At 59.0% G+C, this 14,191-nt stretch carries 16 protein-coding genes; 12 read left to right on the top strand and 4 right to left on the bottom strand.

The features are described 5' to 3' along the window. Positions 1–18: 18 nt before the first annotated feature. From VGG89_16865 to VGG89_16835, 7 genes are read left to right on the top strand one after another with little or no spacing between them, the layout of a single operon-like run. Complete coding sequence (locus VGG89_16865) at positions 19–720, top strand: polyprenol monophosphomannose synthase (GenBank protein ID HEY1978227.1); 702 nt, start codon at positions 19–21, stop codon at positions 718–720. A gap of 5 nt (positions 721–725) precedes the next feature. Beyond that, positions 726–1,568 carry an acetyl-CoA carboxylase, carboxyltransferase subunit beta gene (accD, locus tag VGG89_16860; GenBank protein ID HEY1978226.1) on the top strand — a complete coding sequence of 281 codons (843 nt, stop codon included), beginning with the start codon at positions 726–728 and terminating at the stop codon, positions 1,566–1,568. Beyond that, complete coding sequence (locus VGG89_16855) at positions 1,565–2,551, top strand: acetyl-CoA carboxylase carboxyltransferase subunit alpha (GenBank protein ID HEY1978225.1); 987 nt, start codon at positions 1,565–1,567, stop codon at positions 2,549–2,551. Before accD ends, VGG89_16855 begins: the two co-directional genes overlap by 4 nt. Before the next feature lie 11 nt (positions 2,552–2,562). Further along, on the top strand, positions 2,563–2,871 hold the full coding sequence (locus VGG89_16850) for a hypothetical protein (GenBank protein HEY1978224.1): 309 nt from the start codon (positions 2,563–2,565) through the stop codon (positions 2,869–2,871). 3 nt (positions 2,872–2,874) lie between these two features. Beyond that, positions 2,875–3,231 (top strand): hypothetical protein, encoded by a 357-nt coding sequence (locus VGG89_16845; protein HEY1978223.1) that lies wholly within the window; start codon positions 2,875–2,877, stop codon positions 3,229–3,231. A 15-nt stretch (positions 3,232–3,246) separates the two neighbouring features. Then, the gene (locus VGG89_16840; protein ID HEY1978222.1) at positions 3,247–4,224 is read left to right on the top strand and encodes a hypothetical protein; all 978 of its coding nucleotides are present in this window, start codon (positions 3,247–3,249) and stop codon (positions 4,222–4,224) included. Further along, positions 4,224–4,466 (top strand): DUF2630 family protein, encoded by a 243-nt coding sequence (locus VGG89_16835; GenBank protein ID HEY1978221.1) that lies wholly within the window; start codon positions 4,224–4,226, stop codon positions 4,464–4,466. Before VGG89_16840 ends, VGG89_16835 begins: the two co-directional genes overlap by 1 nt. Before the next feature lie 467 nt (positions 4,467–4,933). On the opposite strand, the gene VGG89_16830 is transcribed toward VGG89_16835, so the two are convergent. Together VGG89_16830 and VGG89_16825 are read right to left on the bottom strand one after the other, a co-directional pair. Next, positions 4,934–5,347 (bottom strand): tyrosine-type recombinase/integrase, encoded by a 414-nt coding sequence (locus tag VGG89_16830; GenBank protein ID HEY1978220.1) that lies wholly within the window; start codon positions 5,345–5,347, stop codon positions 4,934–4,936. A 352-nt stretch (positions 5,348–5,699) separates the two neighbouring features. Next, positions 5,700–6,251: a toll/interleukin-1 receptor domain-containing protein gene (locus VGG89_16825; protein ID HEY1978219.1), complete on the bottom strand. Its 552-nt coding sequence runs from the start codon at positions 6,249–6,251 to the stop codon at positions 5,700–5,702. Between the two features lie 502 nt (positions 6,252–6,753). Between VGG89_16825 and VGG89_16820 the strand changes: the two genes are divergently transcribed. From VGG89_16820 to VGG89_16810, 3 genes are all read left to right on the top strand, one after another. Beyond that, complete coding sequence (locus tag VGG89_16820; GenBank protein ID HEY1978218.1) at positions 6,754–6,948, top strand: hypothetical protein; 195 nt, start codon at positions 6,754–6,756, stop codon at positions 6,946–6,948. A gap of 62 nt (positions 6,949–7,010) precedes the next feature. After that, positions 7,011–7,679 carry a recombinase family protein gene (locus tag VGG89_16815; protein HEY1978217.1) on the top strand — a complete coding sequence of 223 codons (669 nt, stop codon included), beginning with the start codon at positions 7,011–7,013 and terminating at the stop codon, positions 7,677–7,679. Positions 7,680–7,877: 198 nt separating this feature from the next. Further along, positions 7,878–8,132, top strand: a complete 255-nt coding sequence (locus VGG89_16810) for a hypothetical protein (protein HEY1978216.1) — start codon at positions 7,878–7,880, stop codon at positions 8,130–8,132. Between the two features lie 783 nt (positions 8,133–8,915). Here the strand turns inward: VGG89_16810 and VGG89_16805 are convergent. Further along, the gene (locus VGG89_16805; protein ID HEY1978215.1) at positions 8,916–9,740 is read right to left on the bottom strand and encodes a carboxypeptidase-like regulatory domain-containing protein; all 825 of its coding nucleotides are present in this window, start codon (positions 9,738–9,740) and stop codon (positions 8,916–8,918) included. A 236-nt stretch (positions 9,741–9,976) separates the two neighbouring features. Here VGG89_16805 and VGG89_16800 point away from each other — a divergent pair, with 236 nt between their 5' ends. Together VGG89_16800 and VGG89_16795 are read left to right on the top strand one after the other, a co-directional pair. Next, entirely contained in the window at positions 9,977–10,741 is a 765-nt protein-coding gene (locus VGG89_16800; GenBank protein ID HEY1978214.1) for a hypothetical protein, read from the top strand. A 65-nt stretch (positions 10,742–10,806) separates the two neighbouring features. Beyond that, a complete protein-coding gene (locus tag VGG89_16795; GenBank protein HEY1978213.1) occupies positions 10,807–12,171 on the top strand; it encodes a TIR domain-containing protein in 1,365 nt (454 codons plus the stop codon). Positions 12,172–12,179: 8 nt separating this feature from the next. On the opposite strand, the gene VGG89_16790 is transcribed toward VGG89_16795, so the two are convergent. After that, entirely contained in the window at positions 12,180–12,917 is a 738-nt protein-coding gene (locus VGG89_16790) for a hypothetical protein (protein ID HEY1978212.1), read from the bottom strand. Between the last annotated feature and the right edge of the window lie 1,274 nt (positions 12,918–14,191).

Below are 14,191 nucleotides of genomic sequence, written 5' to 3'. Positions count from 1 at the left end.
TACTACCGCGAATTGACTATGGCGCTTCCTTTTTCTATCGTCATCCCGACCTACAACGAAGCCGGCGGCATCGAACAGCTGCTGCGCGCGCTCGACGGCGTGTTCAAGGCCAACGGCCTCGACGGTGAGATCATCGTCGTCGACGATAATTCGCCCGACGGAACCGGTGCGATCGTCGATCGGCTCGCCGCCGAGCTTCCGGTCCGGTGTTTGCACCGCCCCGGCAAAATGGGGTTGTCGAGCGGCGTCATCGACGGTTGGAAGACGGCGCGTCCCGAGTCGCAAGCGCTCGGAGCCATGGATGCCGATTTCAGCCACGACATCAACGTGTTCCCGGCGATGGTCGAAGCGCTGGAGTCGGGGAAGTACGGTTTGGCCGTCGGTAGCCGCTACGTACCGGGCGGCGGCATTGCGAACTGGCCGACGCGGCGGATCGTGACGTCGCGCGTTGCGTGCATGCTGGCGCGTCCGCTCACTAACGTCAAGGACGTCACGAGCGGCTACTTTCTGGTCAAGCGGGAAGCGCTCGACGGCGTCGAGCTCGATCCCATCGGCTTCAAGATCGGTTTAGAAGTGATCGCCAAGGGACATTACGGAAAAGCGGTCGAGATTCCGTACGTCTTCAAAGATCGAACCGTCGGCGAGTCGAAGCTCAACCAGAAAGAAATCATCAACTATTTGAAGCAGCTGCGTAAGCTGTACACGGCCAAACTGCGATGATGCAAATGCCCGAGTGGCTGCGCGCACGGCGCGGCGGCGATGCGGAAACGCGCGATGCCGCGTTATGGACGAAGTGTCCGAAATGCGGTGAAGTCCTGTATCGGCGCGACCTCGCGGCAAACGCGTTCGTGTGTCCGCGATGCAGCCATCACTTTCGCATGGGCGCCTACGATCGGATCAGCACCATTATCGACGGCGCCTTCGCCGAAATCGGCGCCGAGATCGGTGCCGGAGATCCGCTGCAGTGGTCCGACAAGAAGACGTATCCGGTGAAGCTGCGCGGCGATCGCGAGAAGAGTGGATTGAGCGAAGCGGTCGTCTGCGGCTTCGGTCAAATCGGCGGCTTTGACGTGGCGTTGGGCGTGATGGACTTCCATTTCCGCGGCGGTACGATGGGCACGGTCGTCGGCGAGCGGATCACGCTGCTGCTCGAAGAGGCACGCAAACGCAAGGTGCCGTGCATCATCTTCACCGCGTCGGGCGGCGCGCGCATGGAAGAAGGCATGCTCGCACTGATGCAGATGGCCAAGACGACCGCGGCGGTCGCGCGCTTCATGGAAGACGGCAACTTTTTCTGCACGGTCCTGACCGATCCGACGACGGGCGGCGTTTCCGCGTCGTTTGCGTTTCAATCCGACGTCATCGTCGCCGAAGCGCGGGCGAACATCGGTTTCTCCGGGCGCCGCGTCATCGAGCAAACGATTCGCCAGAAGCTTCCGGATCAGTTTCAGACCGCGGAGTTTCTCCTCGAACACGGGCAGGTCGATATGGTCGTCGAGCGGCATGCGCTCAAGGATACGCTCGTTCGCCTGCTCGAATACGCTCGCGGGGGCACGCTCCAAGGGTGAGCGGTAATCTCATCGTCGAGCGCGAGAAGGAGCTGCTCGTTCTCGAGCGGCGGATCGAAGAGCTGCGCGCGGCCAACGCCACGCTGCCGGCCGACATGTCGTCGGAGATCGCCGCGCTCGAGCAAAAGTATCAAGAGATCCTCCAACAGGTCTTCGGGTCGCTGACGCCGTGGCAAAAGATTCACATGGCGCGCCATCCGAGCCGGCCGACCTCGCTCGACTACATCTCGGGACTCGACCGTTTCGACGAGCTGCACGGCGACCGGCATTACCGCGACGACCCCTCGATCGTCGGCGGATTCGCGCAGCTCGGGGGCCGCTCGATGGTGGTCATCGGCGAGCAGCGCGGCCGCGATACGAAGGAAAATCTCCGGCGCAACTTCGGGATGCCGGCGCCCGAAGGGTATCGCAAAGTGAAGCGCCTAGCCCACGTAGCCTCGCGTTTGGGCCTGCCGATCGTCACGTTCGTCGATACCAAAGGTGCCGATCCGGGCATTTCGTCGGAAGAACATGCGCAGTCCGAAGCGATCGCGATGTGCCTCTACGAGTTCACGATGGCGCGCGTGCCGATCGTCGCGACGGTGATCGGCGAAGGCGGTTCGGGCGGCGCGCTCGCCCTTGCGATTGCCGACCGGGTGCTCATGCTCGAGCACAGCACCTATTCGGTTGCGTCGCCGGAAGCGTGCGCGGCGATTCTTTGGTCCGATGCGACAAAAGCGGAAGAGGCCGCGGCGCGGTTGAAGTTAACCGCGGCCGATCTGCGTGCTTTCGGAATCATCGACGAAGTCGTGCCGGAGCCGCTGGGTGGAGCGCATCGCGATGTAGCCGGTACCGTCGCGAGAACGCTTTCGGCCGTTGAAAAGGCCGTCACGAGTTTGGCGGCACTGCCGGCGGAAACACTCTTGGAGGAACGCTATCGAAAGTACCGGCGGGTAGGAGCGTGGCAGGCGCAACGAATGGAGCCGATCGTCGAGGGCAGATGAAGCCGCGAAGCTTGTCTGCTGGATTTCTCCTTCGCTTCGCCGGCCGCTTCGCCGCAGTCTCGGTAGGCGTCCTCATCATCTTACTCGTCGGCGTTCAGTTCGCTCGAGCCATCGATCAGAACGTCGCCATGGCGCGCGAACTTTCGTCCGTGCACTCCGATATCGATGCACTCAAGCTCAGGCGCGACCGCCAGCGCCGGGAACTGGTGCGCCTGCAAGATCCCGAAGGCGCGGTCCCCGAGATTCACGATCGTCTGCGCCTCGTTCGGCCGAACGAAACGATCATCTTCGTCAGTCCGGCGCCGGACGCAAGCCCGTAACCGTTGGAACTCGTCGGCGGCATCGTCATCAATCTCAACGCCTACGGCGCAACCGTGCGGCTGGAAAACGGCGAGCTCGCGACCGCGCCGGCCGTCGACGTCGAGGCGCACCGCACCGATTACCAGCGCTCCCTCGTGCGCCGCAAGCGGCTCTCGTTCGACTTGCGCCGGGACGGACGCCGGCGGCCCACGGTTTTGCTGGCGCCCCAACTTCGCGACGAGGAGTTCGAAACACAGATCGCGTCGTATTTGAAGAGCACCGAAGAGTGGGAATCGCCCGACGGCGTTCCCGTAGCGGAGCGGCACTTCTTACGTAAGAAGCGGCGCGCCGCGCTCTTTGAATCCAAACATACTTCGTAAGGCGCGCTTCGTTTTTTGAGCAAACACTACGCCGTCATCTCGGTCGGCACGAATTCGACTCGAGTCCTGTTAGCGGACATGGCGCCGGAGTTTCCGCACGTCGATTTAGCGCAATCGATCGGCACGCGCATCGGCGAAGGCCTCGGACAACGCGGCCACTTGGGCGAGGAGCCGATGCAGCGAACCATCGATGGCATCGCGCAGCTCAACCGCATGGTGCGCGGACACTACTTAAAACTGTTTGCGCTCGCCACCAGCGCGGTACGGCGCGCGGATAACGGCGACGAGTTTGCCGCGCGCGTGCGCGAAGTGTTAGGCGTCGATCTAACCGTGCTCACCGGAGATGAAGAAGCCGCCGCGTCGTATCGCGGCGCGATCACTGCGTTTGGAGCGCTTCACGGCGAGCGCGTGGGCGTGGTCGACATGGGCGGCGGTAGTACGGAATACGCAGTCGGCAGCGCTCCGCAACCCGAACGCCACGTTTCGTGCGAGATCGGCGCGGTGCGTCTAACGGAGTCGGTTCCCGAGCTGGCCGGTCGCGACGGCGTGGTGGCATTGAGCACGATCGAGCGCGCGCGCGCGATCGCGCGCCAAGCGCTTGAGTCGATTCGGGATTATCCGCCGATCGAACGTTTGGCGATCGTCGGCGGCACGGCGACGACGACCGCTTCGATCATACGCGGCCGTAAAGGGAAAGTAGCGTCGTTTACGCTCACGCGCGCGAGTTTGCAGAAAGTGCTCGTGCGGCTGTGCGGCATGACGCTCAAGGAACGCAAGGAAGTGCCCGGGATGAAGCCGCAGCGCGCCGACATCTTACCCGGCGGCATCATCGTACTCGATACCGTGCTCGATATCGTCAAACGCGACATCGTGGTGGCGACGGCCGCCGACCTGTTGCTCGGCTTCCTGTTGCAGCAGCGCGATGACGGCACGATCGGGGCAGGACAACGGCAGCCGGTGCACGCAGGCTCCGAAACCCGGAGGGGGCATTGATGAACGACCAGCAGATTCGCGGCCACATCGAAGATCTCGTCGCCGAAGAGCACCGCCTGCTCGAACACGGCGATGCGGGCAAACTGACGGGCCAGGACGCCCAGCGCCTGAAAACGATTGAAGTGCAACTCGATCAGTACTGGGATTTGTTACGTCAACGCCGCGCGCGCCGCGACGCCGGCCAAGATCCCAACGTCTCGCACCTGCGCTCCGAAAACACCGTGGAACACTACCGGCAATAGCTTTTCTTTGTCATCCTGAGCGTAGCGAGCCGGAGGCGAGCGAAGTCGAAGGACGAAGGGCAGGCGCATGGGATGGTGGTGGAATAGGCAGACACAGCAGACTTGACCCACGTTGAGCCGTAGGCGGAGAAATCACCTACGGGATGCGCTCAAATTCGGCGAACTCTCTGTCGCACGACGTGACGACGCCGAGCCAAGTCCTCAAGCGAGGAAAGGTGTAGAGACTGGACGGGCGCGGCCTAAGTGAGATTGTAATCTCATACGGTCAAGGCACAGTCCGGACCACAAACGGTTCTGCCGGTAGCGAAAGCTATAGTGGTGCGAAAATCTGCAGCCCGAAAGGGCGTCCGGGTTCGAGTCCCGGCCATCCCAAATAGTATTGCCCTTATTCTGCAAGGCTTTCCGCCGCACTAGCGGCTTTTTATCTCCCCGTTTGTCACATATTTGTCACAGAGAAGAAGGTGAGGTTAGGCAGTGAGGGTGTCGAACTTCCTCGCCGCCTCCTCGTCCCGCTCTCGGTAGACGTGTAGATAGCGCTCCGCCGTGGTGCGGATATCCGCATGACCGAGGCGCTTGGAAACCACTTCGAGCGGTACGCCTTTGCTTGCCAGTAGGCTCGCGTGCGTGTCGCGTAGGCAGTGCGCCGTTATCGGTTTGACGTTGGCCCTTTGGGCGAGTTCAATCACCCGGTCTCCGAACGCCCGCGGGTTTACTATCGACCCGTTCGGCTTGGCAAAGACGAGGTTGTCGTCTTTGTATGCTTTGCCGAGTAGGTCGCGCTCTCCGTCCTGTTGCTCTCGGTGTTGCTTCAAGATTGCGGCAAGCGTCGCAGGCATGGTAACCGTTCGAGGTTTGCCGTTCTTGGGTTCTTTGAATCCCATCGATAACGATTTTGTTATCCCGTTACCTGAGTAATATATCCCATCGATAGGTGCTGCCGCCTAGTCGGAACGGGGGAATGTCTCTACCCCAGGCGCTGCGTAGACGGCAGCTACCGTGATTGATCCTCAGGAGCACCGCCACGGCGCTGCAAAACCGAGAACCTACCTCGCGCCAGAGTCTCTTGGCACGAGTTTCCCGACCCTTGCATTCGTAGGCCGGAAAATGAAATGACGAGCCCGCGCTCTAAAGCGCGAGCCCTACAACACATAACACGAAAACCATGAAAAAGGTTGCAGCGCGGAGCATAATCGCTGGCCAGTTAGCGCTACACAATCACTTCGCTAGCGCCGTCTAATATAAACGCTGCCCGTCCGGCGCGATGGCGGCCAACTCCGCGAGCTTTGCAGCGACCTCAGCCATTGTATTTTCTGCAGTGCTCAGGCCGTGTCGCGAAGCGAGCAGAGGGCTAACATCGCGCAGAGCGTCATAGGTGGTGTTGTGTACAACGGGGACCAGCTGCTCGCGCTCTAGTAATGCAGATAGCTCTTTGTCCGCGATGCTCGATACTTCTGCTCGAAGGCGCTCGATTAGCGCAGGAGTCACCAACACGATTCCACCTCGTGACTTCGCCAGACCCTTGTCTATTTCGCGAAGGAACGGTGCGCCGAGGCCGATATCGTTCTCGCTGAACCACACCGAGACTTCAAGTGACACGAGCAGATCGTTCAGTTCCTTGGCTGGCCCCCTTCGGTCGTCCCACGCGTGGCAGAGAAAGAAGTCGCGACGGTCGGGCTGAGGCAGTCGCCTCTCCAAGCTCTCCCGGATCGGTGTGAGCGCTGACACCTCTGCAGGCGTGTACACCACGGTCGAACCGGCTGGCGACCATCTTGGCCTTGCGTCCATACCGCTGCTGCTTGAGCCGCCACCACTCCGACCGCCCCCGCTACTTCCCCCCGAGTAATAGGTCGGGGGCGAATACGAACGGTAGCCGCCGCCATAGCCGCCGTAGCGACTACCGCACTCAGGGCAGTTCGCTCTCCCGCTCGACGTGCGATGACCGTATACGGGTGCAGTGCATCTAGACATATGCCAATGATACCGGAGTGCGCCGGATTCGTACAACCATCGCACTTCTACAACCGCTTTCGGGGATTCGATTTTTGGAGAGCGATGCGGATAGATGGTAGCGGCGACCGAAGCGAACCTTTCCGGAACCTGTCTGGAATATATCCCCCGTCCTAGATCGCTGCCTCTGTTAGCACCCCTCCCGTGGCCTATACGTGGCGCAGGTTCGATGGAACGTGCCGCGGTCGATACTCAGGACCCTCGGAATGATGGAAGCGCTACACAGCCCGGAATCGGTCGACCCTAGACTCCCAGGACCCTAGCGGCCTATACTGGCGCCATGACTGCCAAGAAGACCGTCAAGGTCGCCTACGACTTCGACACCGAGGTTAAGTTCAAGCTCGCCTCGCTGAAGGCCGAACTACGGCGCCGCGGGATCGCTGCGACCGAGACCTGCATCCTCGAAGCGCTCGTTCGCGAAGCCAAGGTCGACGCCGTTGCGCGAGCCTATCGCCGGTGCTTTCCGGAACCCTAGTTTCCTAGGAAACATATGTATCTAGGCTTGAACGGGCGTTGAGGCCGTGCTATGCTTAGAGCATGAAGCAAGTAGTGTCGTATATCCGCGTCTCGACGCAGCGTCAGGGCACCTCCGGCCTCGGTCTGGAAGCGCAGCGGGCCGCCGTCGAACAGTTCTGTACACAGCACGGTTACCAACTACTCAGCGAGTTCCAGGAGGTCGAATCCGGCCGCAAGAGCGACCGGCCTATCCTGCGTCAAGCACTAGCCTACGCCAAGGCGAAAAAGGCGGTGCTGTTGATCGCCAAGCTGGATCGCCTCGCACGCAACGTCGCGTTTATCGCCAACCTCATGGAGGCCGGTGTCGAGTTCCGAGCCTGCGACCTGCCCGAGGCTTCCAAGTTCATCTTGCACGTCATGGCCGCCGTCGCCGAGCAAGAAGCTCGCGCTATCAGCGACCGCACCCGCGCAGCATTGCAGGCCGCGAAGGCGCGTGGTGTACGCCTTGGTGCCGCGAACCCTGCCTGCCGTAACCTCAACGTCGACGCAGGCCAACGCGGCGCCGCACGCACAGCGAAGCTCGCCCGTGACTCGTACGTCGACGTGCTGCCGCTCGTTCAAGAGCTACGCGCCAAGGGTCTCAGTTTGCAGGCAATAGGCGCCGAACTCGACGCCCGCGGTATCTTCACTCGCAACGGTCGGTCGTGGAATCCCATGCAGGTCGCACGCGTGCTCAGGTACGCTGCCTAGTCGCCCGTTCGCCTCGCGCAAACGCTTCGCAAACTGCGGGGCGTTTTCGTTTGTCTAGCCGCTTCTGTGAAAGTTTCTGCACCTGTCAAAAGCTATAACAAGTCGCACGCAAATGCCGCGTTACGTGCGTAATGTCTAAGCCGCTTCCCTTGACAGACGTACCCTTGCTATACTTGAAAGCAAGGAGGGGCTTACTGTATGAAGTCTTCTGGTTTGCTTTTTGAAAGCACTCGTAATCGCGCCGTCGTTGTGGAAGAAGTGCTCGATGGTCTCGGAGTCGACGAGCGAAAGTTTTTGATTGAAAACCCGCAGTACCTCGACGTACGCGCAGAGGCGTTCTTAGCCCGCGTTGCGCCGGAATGGTTCGCGCAAAATGACCTTTTAACCGACGCGGATCGCGAACGACTCGGCGAACTCGCAGCCGACGCGCTGGGGTTCGGCAAAGCCGCTTAACTTTGGCAAGCACCACCCAAGGGCGCCTCGCACTTACGCGGGGCGCTCGCCTTTTGCAGCTAATCTTCGCTGAGCACGGTCCGGGGTATCAAGAAGGTCTAAAGAATAGCGAATCCTCTAAGACGCGCTTTGCGTATCGAATCGCCCAATCCGCGACGCCTTCGGGCGGGTCGGTCTCCCAAAGGGCGTTGAAGCTGTACCCGAGGAACCGACCTTCGCCATGCTGCGGGGAGCGACATATTCCGATGTTTACAACGCCAACTTCAATCGGGTTTAACATCACCCAAACGCTCTCGAATAAGCGCGCCGCGCCTCCGGAGCCACTATCACCGAGCGAGGTCTGCACCGTCGACCAAAACGTCGCCTCCCACTCGATCCAGCGGCGACGGCGGTCTTCGTCAAACGGCCCGGTCATTTCGCGTTCTCCGCCGTGCCATCGGGAAAGATTGTGAAGGCTTTCCCGGAGCCGGTGAAGCTAGGCTGTATGCCGAGCTCTGCGGCCATGTGGCAAGTGTAGAGCATTCCTTTCCCCTTTCAATCCTTTGCTTCGTGGCCGTCTTTTACGGTCATGCTAGGAGCCCGAGAGTGCGGTATGATTGGCGTCGCCTTTGCATTCTATTCTCCGCCCGTTCACGCTCAATAACAAACAAAGTTTGCCGGCGGTGGTATGCAGACCACTGGTGGTCCTGCGGTGGTATGCAGACCACTGGTGGTCCTGCGGTGGTAGCTCGGTGGTCAGGCGGTGATCAGGCGGTGGTCAGGCGGTGGTCTCCCTCGGTGCTCTTATTGAGCGATGCCCTTTAAACAGGTCGGGAGAACGAGCGTACTTGAAAACACCTCGGGGGCCTTGGGATTGTCGGCCGCACCTTGCCTCTGTTTATTCAACCAGTCGATGACGCTCGCGGCTCCTTGGGCGATAGTAGCTGTGTCGCTCAAGGACAGTTGAGGCATAGCGAGTTCGGGCCGCCTTGGTGGAATCTGATTAGCTGCACCTTCCGTCGTCGACTCAATGGCCTGCTCAGAACTAAGACCTTGCTTTTTGAGCATCAGAACTCTCGTGTAAATCTGCTCGGCCATGATGGCTTCGGTAAGGCACGCTCCGGCATGCTCCATGTAGAACGTACACGCCGCTCCCTGGCCCTTCTTCTTGCAATACGCGTTGATGGCGTTGTCATATGCTGCGGTAATAGCATCAGGTTTTGGTGTCGGGGTTGGGCGCGGCGTTTGCGCGAGCGTAAAGTTCAACGTGTAAGCACAGGGATCGCCCTGCCTTGGATATTCGAATGCAAAAGGCGTCCTCTGCTGCAAATGACCCGCCGCTTCGGCCGTTAGAGCGTGTCCGCCACCTGTCGTGCGTAACGCAAAGGCTCCATTTTCATCGGTCTTACCTTGTAGCGGTGACTCCGACGGTGTTGTGAGAGTCAAGAGCGCGCCTTTGATTGGGAACCCCGCACTGTTCTTCACCGACCCGCTAACGGTGCAATCCGCTTTCGGTGCAAACGGCCCCAAGTATGGGTCGGTTTGCGCGTTGGAAGCCGTCGTGGCGCTGGCAAAGAGCGCCGCAATAAAAAGCGGAGCCAGCCATTTCATACCCACCGGCGCGGTCATGTTGAGGCGGTTCGACGGATCGCTGGTTTATTGCTTCTGCCGGGGGGTTGTGGTGGTTTGACTTGGTGGTCGACTTCGCTTTTGTTACAAGGCGTGGCTTGGAGACGCAATTTCCGGTTCCGTCTTGAGCGCAGTTTCAGGATTAGAGCGAGGCCCGTCATTACGGAAAGGAATCGGACGACGGCGCCTGTGAATCCCCGCCGAAAAACCCACGTCTTTCAGGGAGTTTATGGGCAGTGGCTCGGCCGCGTTCGGCGCTATCGGATAAGGATCACAGGAGGTGGGTTCGCCTCGTCCGTGCGCTGCTGCAACACTACAAACTTCAGGCTCGTGACATAACGCTCAAGGGCAGTTACCGCGAGATCGAACGAGCCCTAAACCTTGGAGAAGCTCTCTCGGGTCCGCGGGCACGGAAACTTTCCTACGCTCTGCTTAACAAGATCGCACCCCTTTGCAAGCGGCGCAGCGAGTTCTACCTGATATGGGACCGCTTTGGCTTTATTTGGACCGACTCCGACTTGAAGGCTGAATACCGGAAGCGGTCATCGCGCAAGCCGGTGCCTCCGCAAGCCATTTGCACTTTCAACCCTTCCGACGTTGCCTTTGCCTTAACGCAGGCCCTTATCGACGCCGACGTTATCGCTGCAACGGGGAAACTTGCTTCACGGATAGAGCAGCGTCTCGCGGAATATCTTGAGGCAACGCGCTATGAGTCGGCATTGAGTTTCGCGAACCACCTCGAATGGGAGTACGCGGCGCTAGAGGCCAAAGGCGGTACTTTCGACAGTTTGCGGGATTACTTCGACTTCACTCTTGGCAAAAAGCCGAAACTCTTCATCCGGCTCAATGAAGAATATCGCGAGAACAGGGAGCGGATCGAACAAATGCCTGGAGACACGCGCACCGAAAAACTAGCGAACTACCTTCGCGAAAAAGCTGAACAGGTGCGCGAACCGCCCTGCACCTGCGATATCTGCGAGGGCCGTCTGGAAGAGGTGTGAAGCGGCGCCATTCCCCGGCAGGGATATCTTAGGGGATTGCTCCGTACGTCTCGAATCTAAAGAGCGTGCTCTACGATGCCTTCATTTGCCACGCGAGCGAGGATAAGGATAGTCTCGTTCGCCCGCTAGCGAAAATGCTACGCGACAACCGCGTAGAGGTGTGGTATGACGAGTTTTCGCTCGGTGTTGGCGACGGCTTGCGGCGCGCAATAGACAAGGGGCTTGCGAACTCGCGGTTTGGTATTGTCATTCTTAGTCCAGCGTTCTTTGCCAAGAACTGGCCGCAACGAGAGTTAGACGGGTTAGTCGCACGCGAGGTGAACGAGGATGCGCGTCTTGTGTTGCCGGTTTGGCACAATATCACGAGGAGTGAGATCGTCGCCATATCCCCGCCGCTTGCTGATATTGTAGCCGTGCGTTCCGACCAGGGATTAGAGGCTGTCTGTAATCAGTTGCTCCGAAAGATTCACCCGGACGGAAGCCCACTGATAGTCGCACGCGACGAACTCCTGAGTTGGGGATTCCAACCGCCTGTTATTTCTGACGAATGGTGGCTCGACGTTGTCGAAGCGTCTAATAGGGTGCCGTTTCACGGCGTCCGTGTTCCGATACAAAGCACTTGGGGCTCGTGGAGTTTCCCGCTTCCCCACGAAAGAACAGTCGGAGAGCTTCGCGGCGTGCGACTCGCCTGGGCAGCAATGCAACTCAGGTGGACCGAGTATGCGGAGGAGCACCTCATTTGCCAAATGACGCACCCCGAAAAAGTCCACGCATTCATTAAAGGCATGCCCGGGTTGCGAGAAACGTGCTTGGATTTTCCGCACATTTTGGCAAACTATTCGCCCTTCCTAACGCTTCGCGAGTTTAGTGGAGAGTTTTCAGATACGTTCGACGAGATGCTAGATGTTTCTGTTGCTACAGCAAAGCGCAGCCTGGAGGGCGGCATCGGCGGAGGTGCGGCGTTGACGGTTGATGGGGACCGGCCTCTCTGCGAAGAACACATTGCCCTTCGTCACGCGACGTTCGGTAACTATAACGCTGAGTGTGTTTCCAGCTTCGTTACGCGAGGCGATTCTTGGGCGCCGTCCTATAACTTCGAGGATATGCACTTGCTTGTTTGGCTTCTTTCGAAAGCAAGCGATTGGGTTCCGAAGGTCGTTCGCGAGTTTCTCATAAGCGGTTTTGCTACGGGTGGAGTCGTGAGCACCGTTCTATATAAAAAGCAGGGCCCTCTAATGGACCGGCTCGTCAAAGCACGTCCGTGGCCTAATGATGCGTTTAAGTGGACCGCGCCCCTGCGTCAGGAATGGATTGAACTAGTAAAGGGATACCTAACGGACATTCGCCTCGAAGACTCGCCTACGGCCATCGGGGATCGGATCATTGAGTTAGGGATTTTCGAAAAGTTCTTGACGGGGCGCAAGCGGTAACTGGTTAGTTAGCTCGGTCCGTCTGGCTGCGGTGCCTGTTTCTTAGCGTGTTCGTACCACGTTGGGTCTTTTATGACGAACGGCCCCTCCGACACGAGGGTTACATTCACGCGTTCCGCACCGCTACCACGGATCGGTCTAATGGTCGCGGTTCCAACTGCTGATAGAGTCACGATTATGCCGAAATCATGGAAGAAGCGAACGTAGGCGACGGACTGCGCCGCTATGCCGAGAAGTTTTATCTCGCCTTCGGCGACGAACTCTGCTTTAGTGTCACGCGCACCGGCCATAGCGCGTACCATGCGTTCCTTCGACATATCGGCAGCGCTCGCTCGAAACGGTATCGCGAGTTCAAGCGCTGGAGACCGTCCCACGTTTTGCACTTCCAAGAGGATGCTTGGGCGGATCATACCGGCGCGCCCAGTTCTCGGCTCGCCCGGCGCAAGTGGACGTATCTCAATCCCGTCTCCTAGCGCAGGCTTTCCGACGATCAAATAATCTGCGGCTATCTTGTTACCAAGGACGCGTTCTTCGTCTGCCGTCTCTATCAAGCGAATCGTTATGACGGGCTCGGATTCGAGCGCAAAGGTATTTGAGGCGGACAAGGCTGCACGACCGCCGACAATCACGGCGGCGAATGTTGCAACGACAAGTAGGCCAGTTAGGACTGCAAGCGCTATCGTCGCCTCTGCGACGGCTACGGCCGTCCAATCGGCAGAGACAACGGCTAAGACCGGATCGCTCATGGAAAGGTATTCGGCGCCGCACGGGTAGCGTGCTCCTGCCCTGGCCGGGAATCACGCACGGCCACCCCTATTTCGGACCCTTTCGTGTCACATTTTGTCACAGACGGATCGGAAAAGGATGGAAACGGATGGAACGGCCTGGGAAGTAGTGCGACGGAAAAGCCTTACAAGATAACACTATTCGGTAACGGACGGTATCGGCTGGAATCCCCGAGCTTGGGTTCGAGTCCCGGCCATCCCAAATAGTATTGCCCGAAAGTTGTTGCCCGTTGGAGCGCGGGGCCCTTTCACGGTTATACGTTCTTACGGGCTGACAGTAACATTCACTGCAGTCGAACCGAGCTTCAACTTCTGGGGTGCCGCATCTGAGTTGGGATACCAGGTGACAGATGCCAGACTTATTCGGTAACGTGCTGGCCTTGCGATGACTTGGTCAGAGAACTTAAACCTGAGAAATTCCGATTCTCCTGGGTCCAAGCCGGCAATTGGACTGCCAAATAAGTCGCCACAATCGGATGCATCCACGGTTGCCGCTTGCCCCGAGCGTAGATTCGTAACGACAAAGGTATAATTCTCGGGGCATTCGGGTCTATACAACCATTGTGTGTGCTTTGAAACGTTGCGGACTTCCAGCGAAAGCACGATTGGCTGGCCAGCGCGTACGGTCGAAGGCGAGGCACTGAGAGAGGCGGCGAACCCGTGAGCGGCTGCGCCGACTGATATGTTACCAGCGGGGGCAACCAAAGAGCTTATGACGCCAGGATACAAGCTACCCGCGCTTTCTTGCGCTACTGCGGAAAAGGTCGTAAGGAGGATTATCGCTGCGGCTTTCACGGCACTCGAGAATATAAATCTCATCTTTTATAGACCTTATTCACCAAAGCCGCCCCCAGCGGGTAGCATAGGCACAAAGCAGCAAAACGAACCATACTCGCTCAGCGCACAACTTTCCCGGCGCGTGACATAAGATCAGCGACAGATTGCCCCGGCAGCTTGTCACATTTTGTCAAGGACGGGTCGGAAATGGTCGGGAACGGATGGAATGGCTCGGGAACCAGTGCGACGGAAAAGCCTTACGGCGTAACACTATTCGGTAACGGTTGGGATCGGCTGGAATCCCCGGTTCAAAGTTCGAGTCCCGGCCATCCCAAAGAACTATCTGGGCGGGCTCCACGCACGATGACGTTCGTGCGCAGGTCTCTGATGTAGACGGTCACGTTTTTCGTACTGTTCCGCGATCCACTGAAACCATTCAAGATACGTCGGATACTGCT

Source organism: Candidatus Baltobacteraceae bacterium (assembly GCA_036488875.1).
GTDB lineage: Bacteria > Vulcanimicrobiota > Vulcanimicrobiia > Vulcanimicrobiales > Vulcanimicrobiaceae > JAFAHZ01.
The sequence above is the reverse complement of the archived record's forward strand: the minus strand, read 5'-3'. Positions and strand labels throughout refer to the sequence as shown.

Coding starts and splice junctions, on each gene's coding strand:
- VGG89_16865 (HEY1978227.1), top strand. CDS start 19: ATGGCGCTTCCTTTTTCTATCGTCATCCCGACCTACAACGAAGCCGGC.
- accD (HEY1978226.1), top strand. CDS start 726: ATGCCCGAGTGGCTGCGCGCACGGCGCGGCGGCGATGCGGAAACGCGC.
- VGG89_16835 (HEY1978221.1), top strand. CDS start 4,224: ATGAACGACCAGCAGATTCGCGGCCACATCGAAGATCTCGTCGCCGAA.
- VGG89_16830 (HEY1978220.1), bottom strand. CDS start 5,347: ATGGGATTCAAAGAACCCAAGAACGGCAAACCTCGAACGGTTACCATG.
- VGG89_16825 (HEY1978219.1), bottom strand. CDS start 6,251: ATGGACGCAAGGCCAAGATGGTCGCCAGCCGGTTCGACCGTGGTGTAC.
- VGG89_16820 (HEY1978218.1), top strand. CDS start 6,754: ATGACTGCCAAGAAGACCGTCAAGGTCGCCTACGACTTCGACACCGAG.
- VGG89_16815 (HEY1978217.1), top strand. CDS start 7,011: ATGAAGCAAGTAGTGTCGTATATCCGCGTCTCGACGCAGCGTCAGGGC.
- VGG89_16810 (HEY1978216.1), top strand. CDS start 7,878: ATGAAGTCTTCTGGTTTGCTTTTTGAAAGCACTCGTAATCGCGCCGTC.
- VGG89_16805 (HEY1978215.1), bottom strand. CDS start 9,740: ATGACCGCGCCGGTGGGTATGAAATGGCTGGCTCCGCTTTTTATTGCG.
- VGG89_16790 (HEY1978212.1), bottom strand. CDS start 12,917: ATGAGCGATCCGGTCTTAGCCGTTGTCTCTGCCGATTGGACGGCCGTA.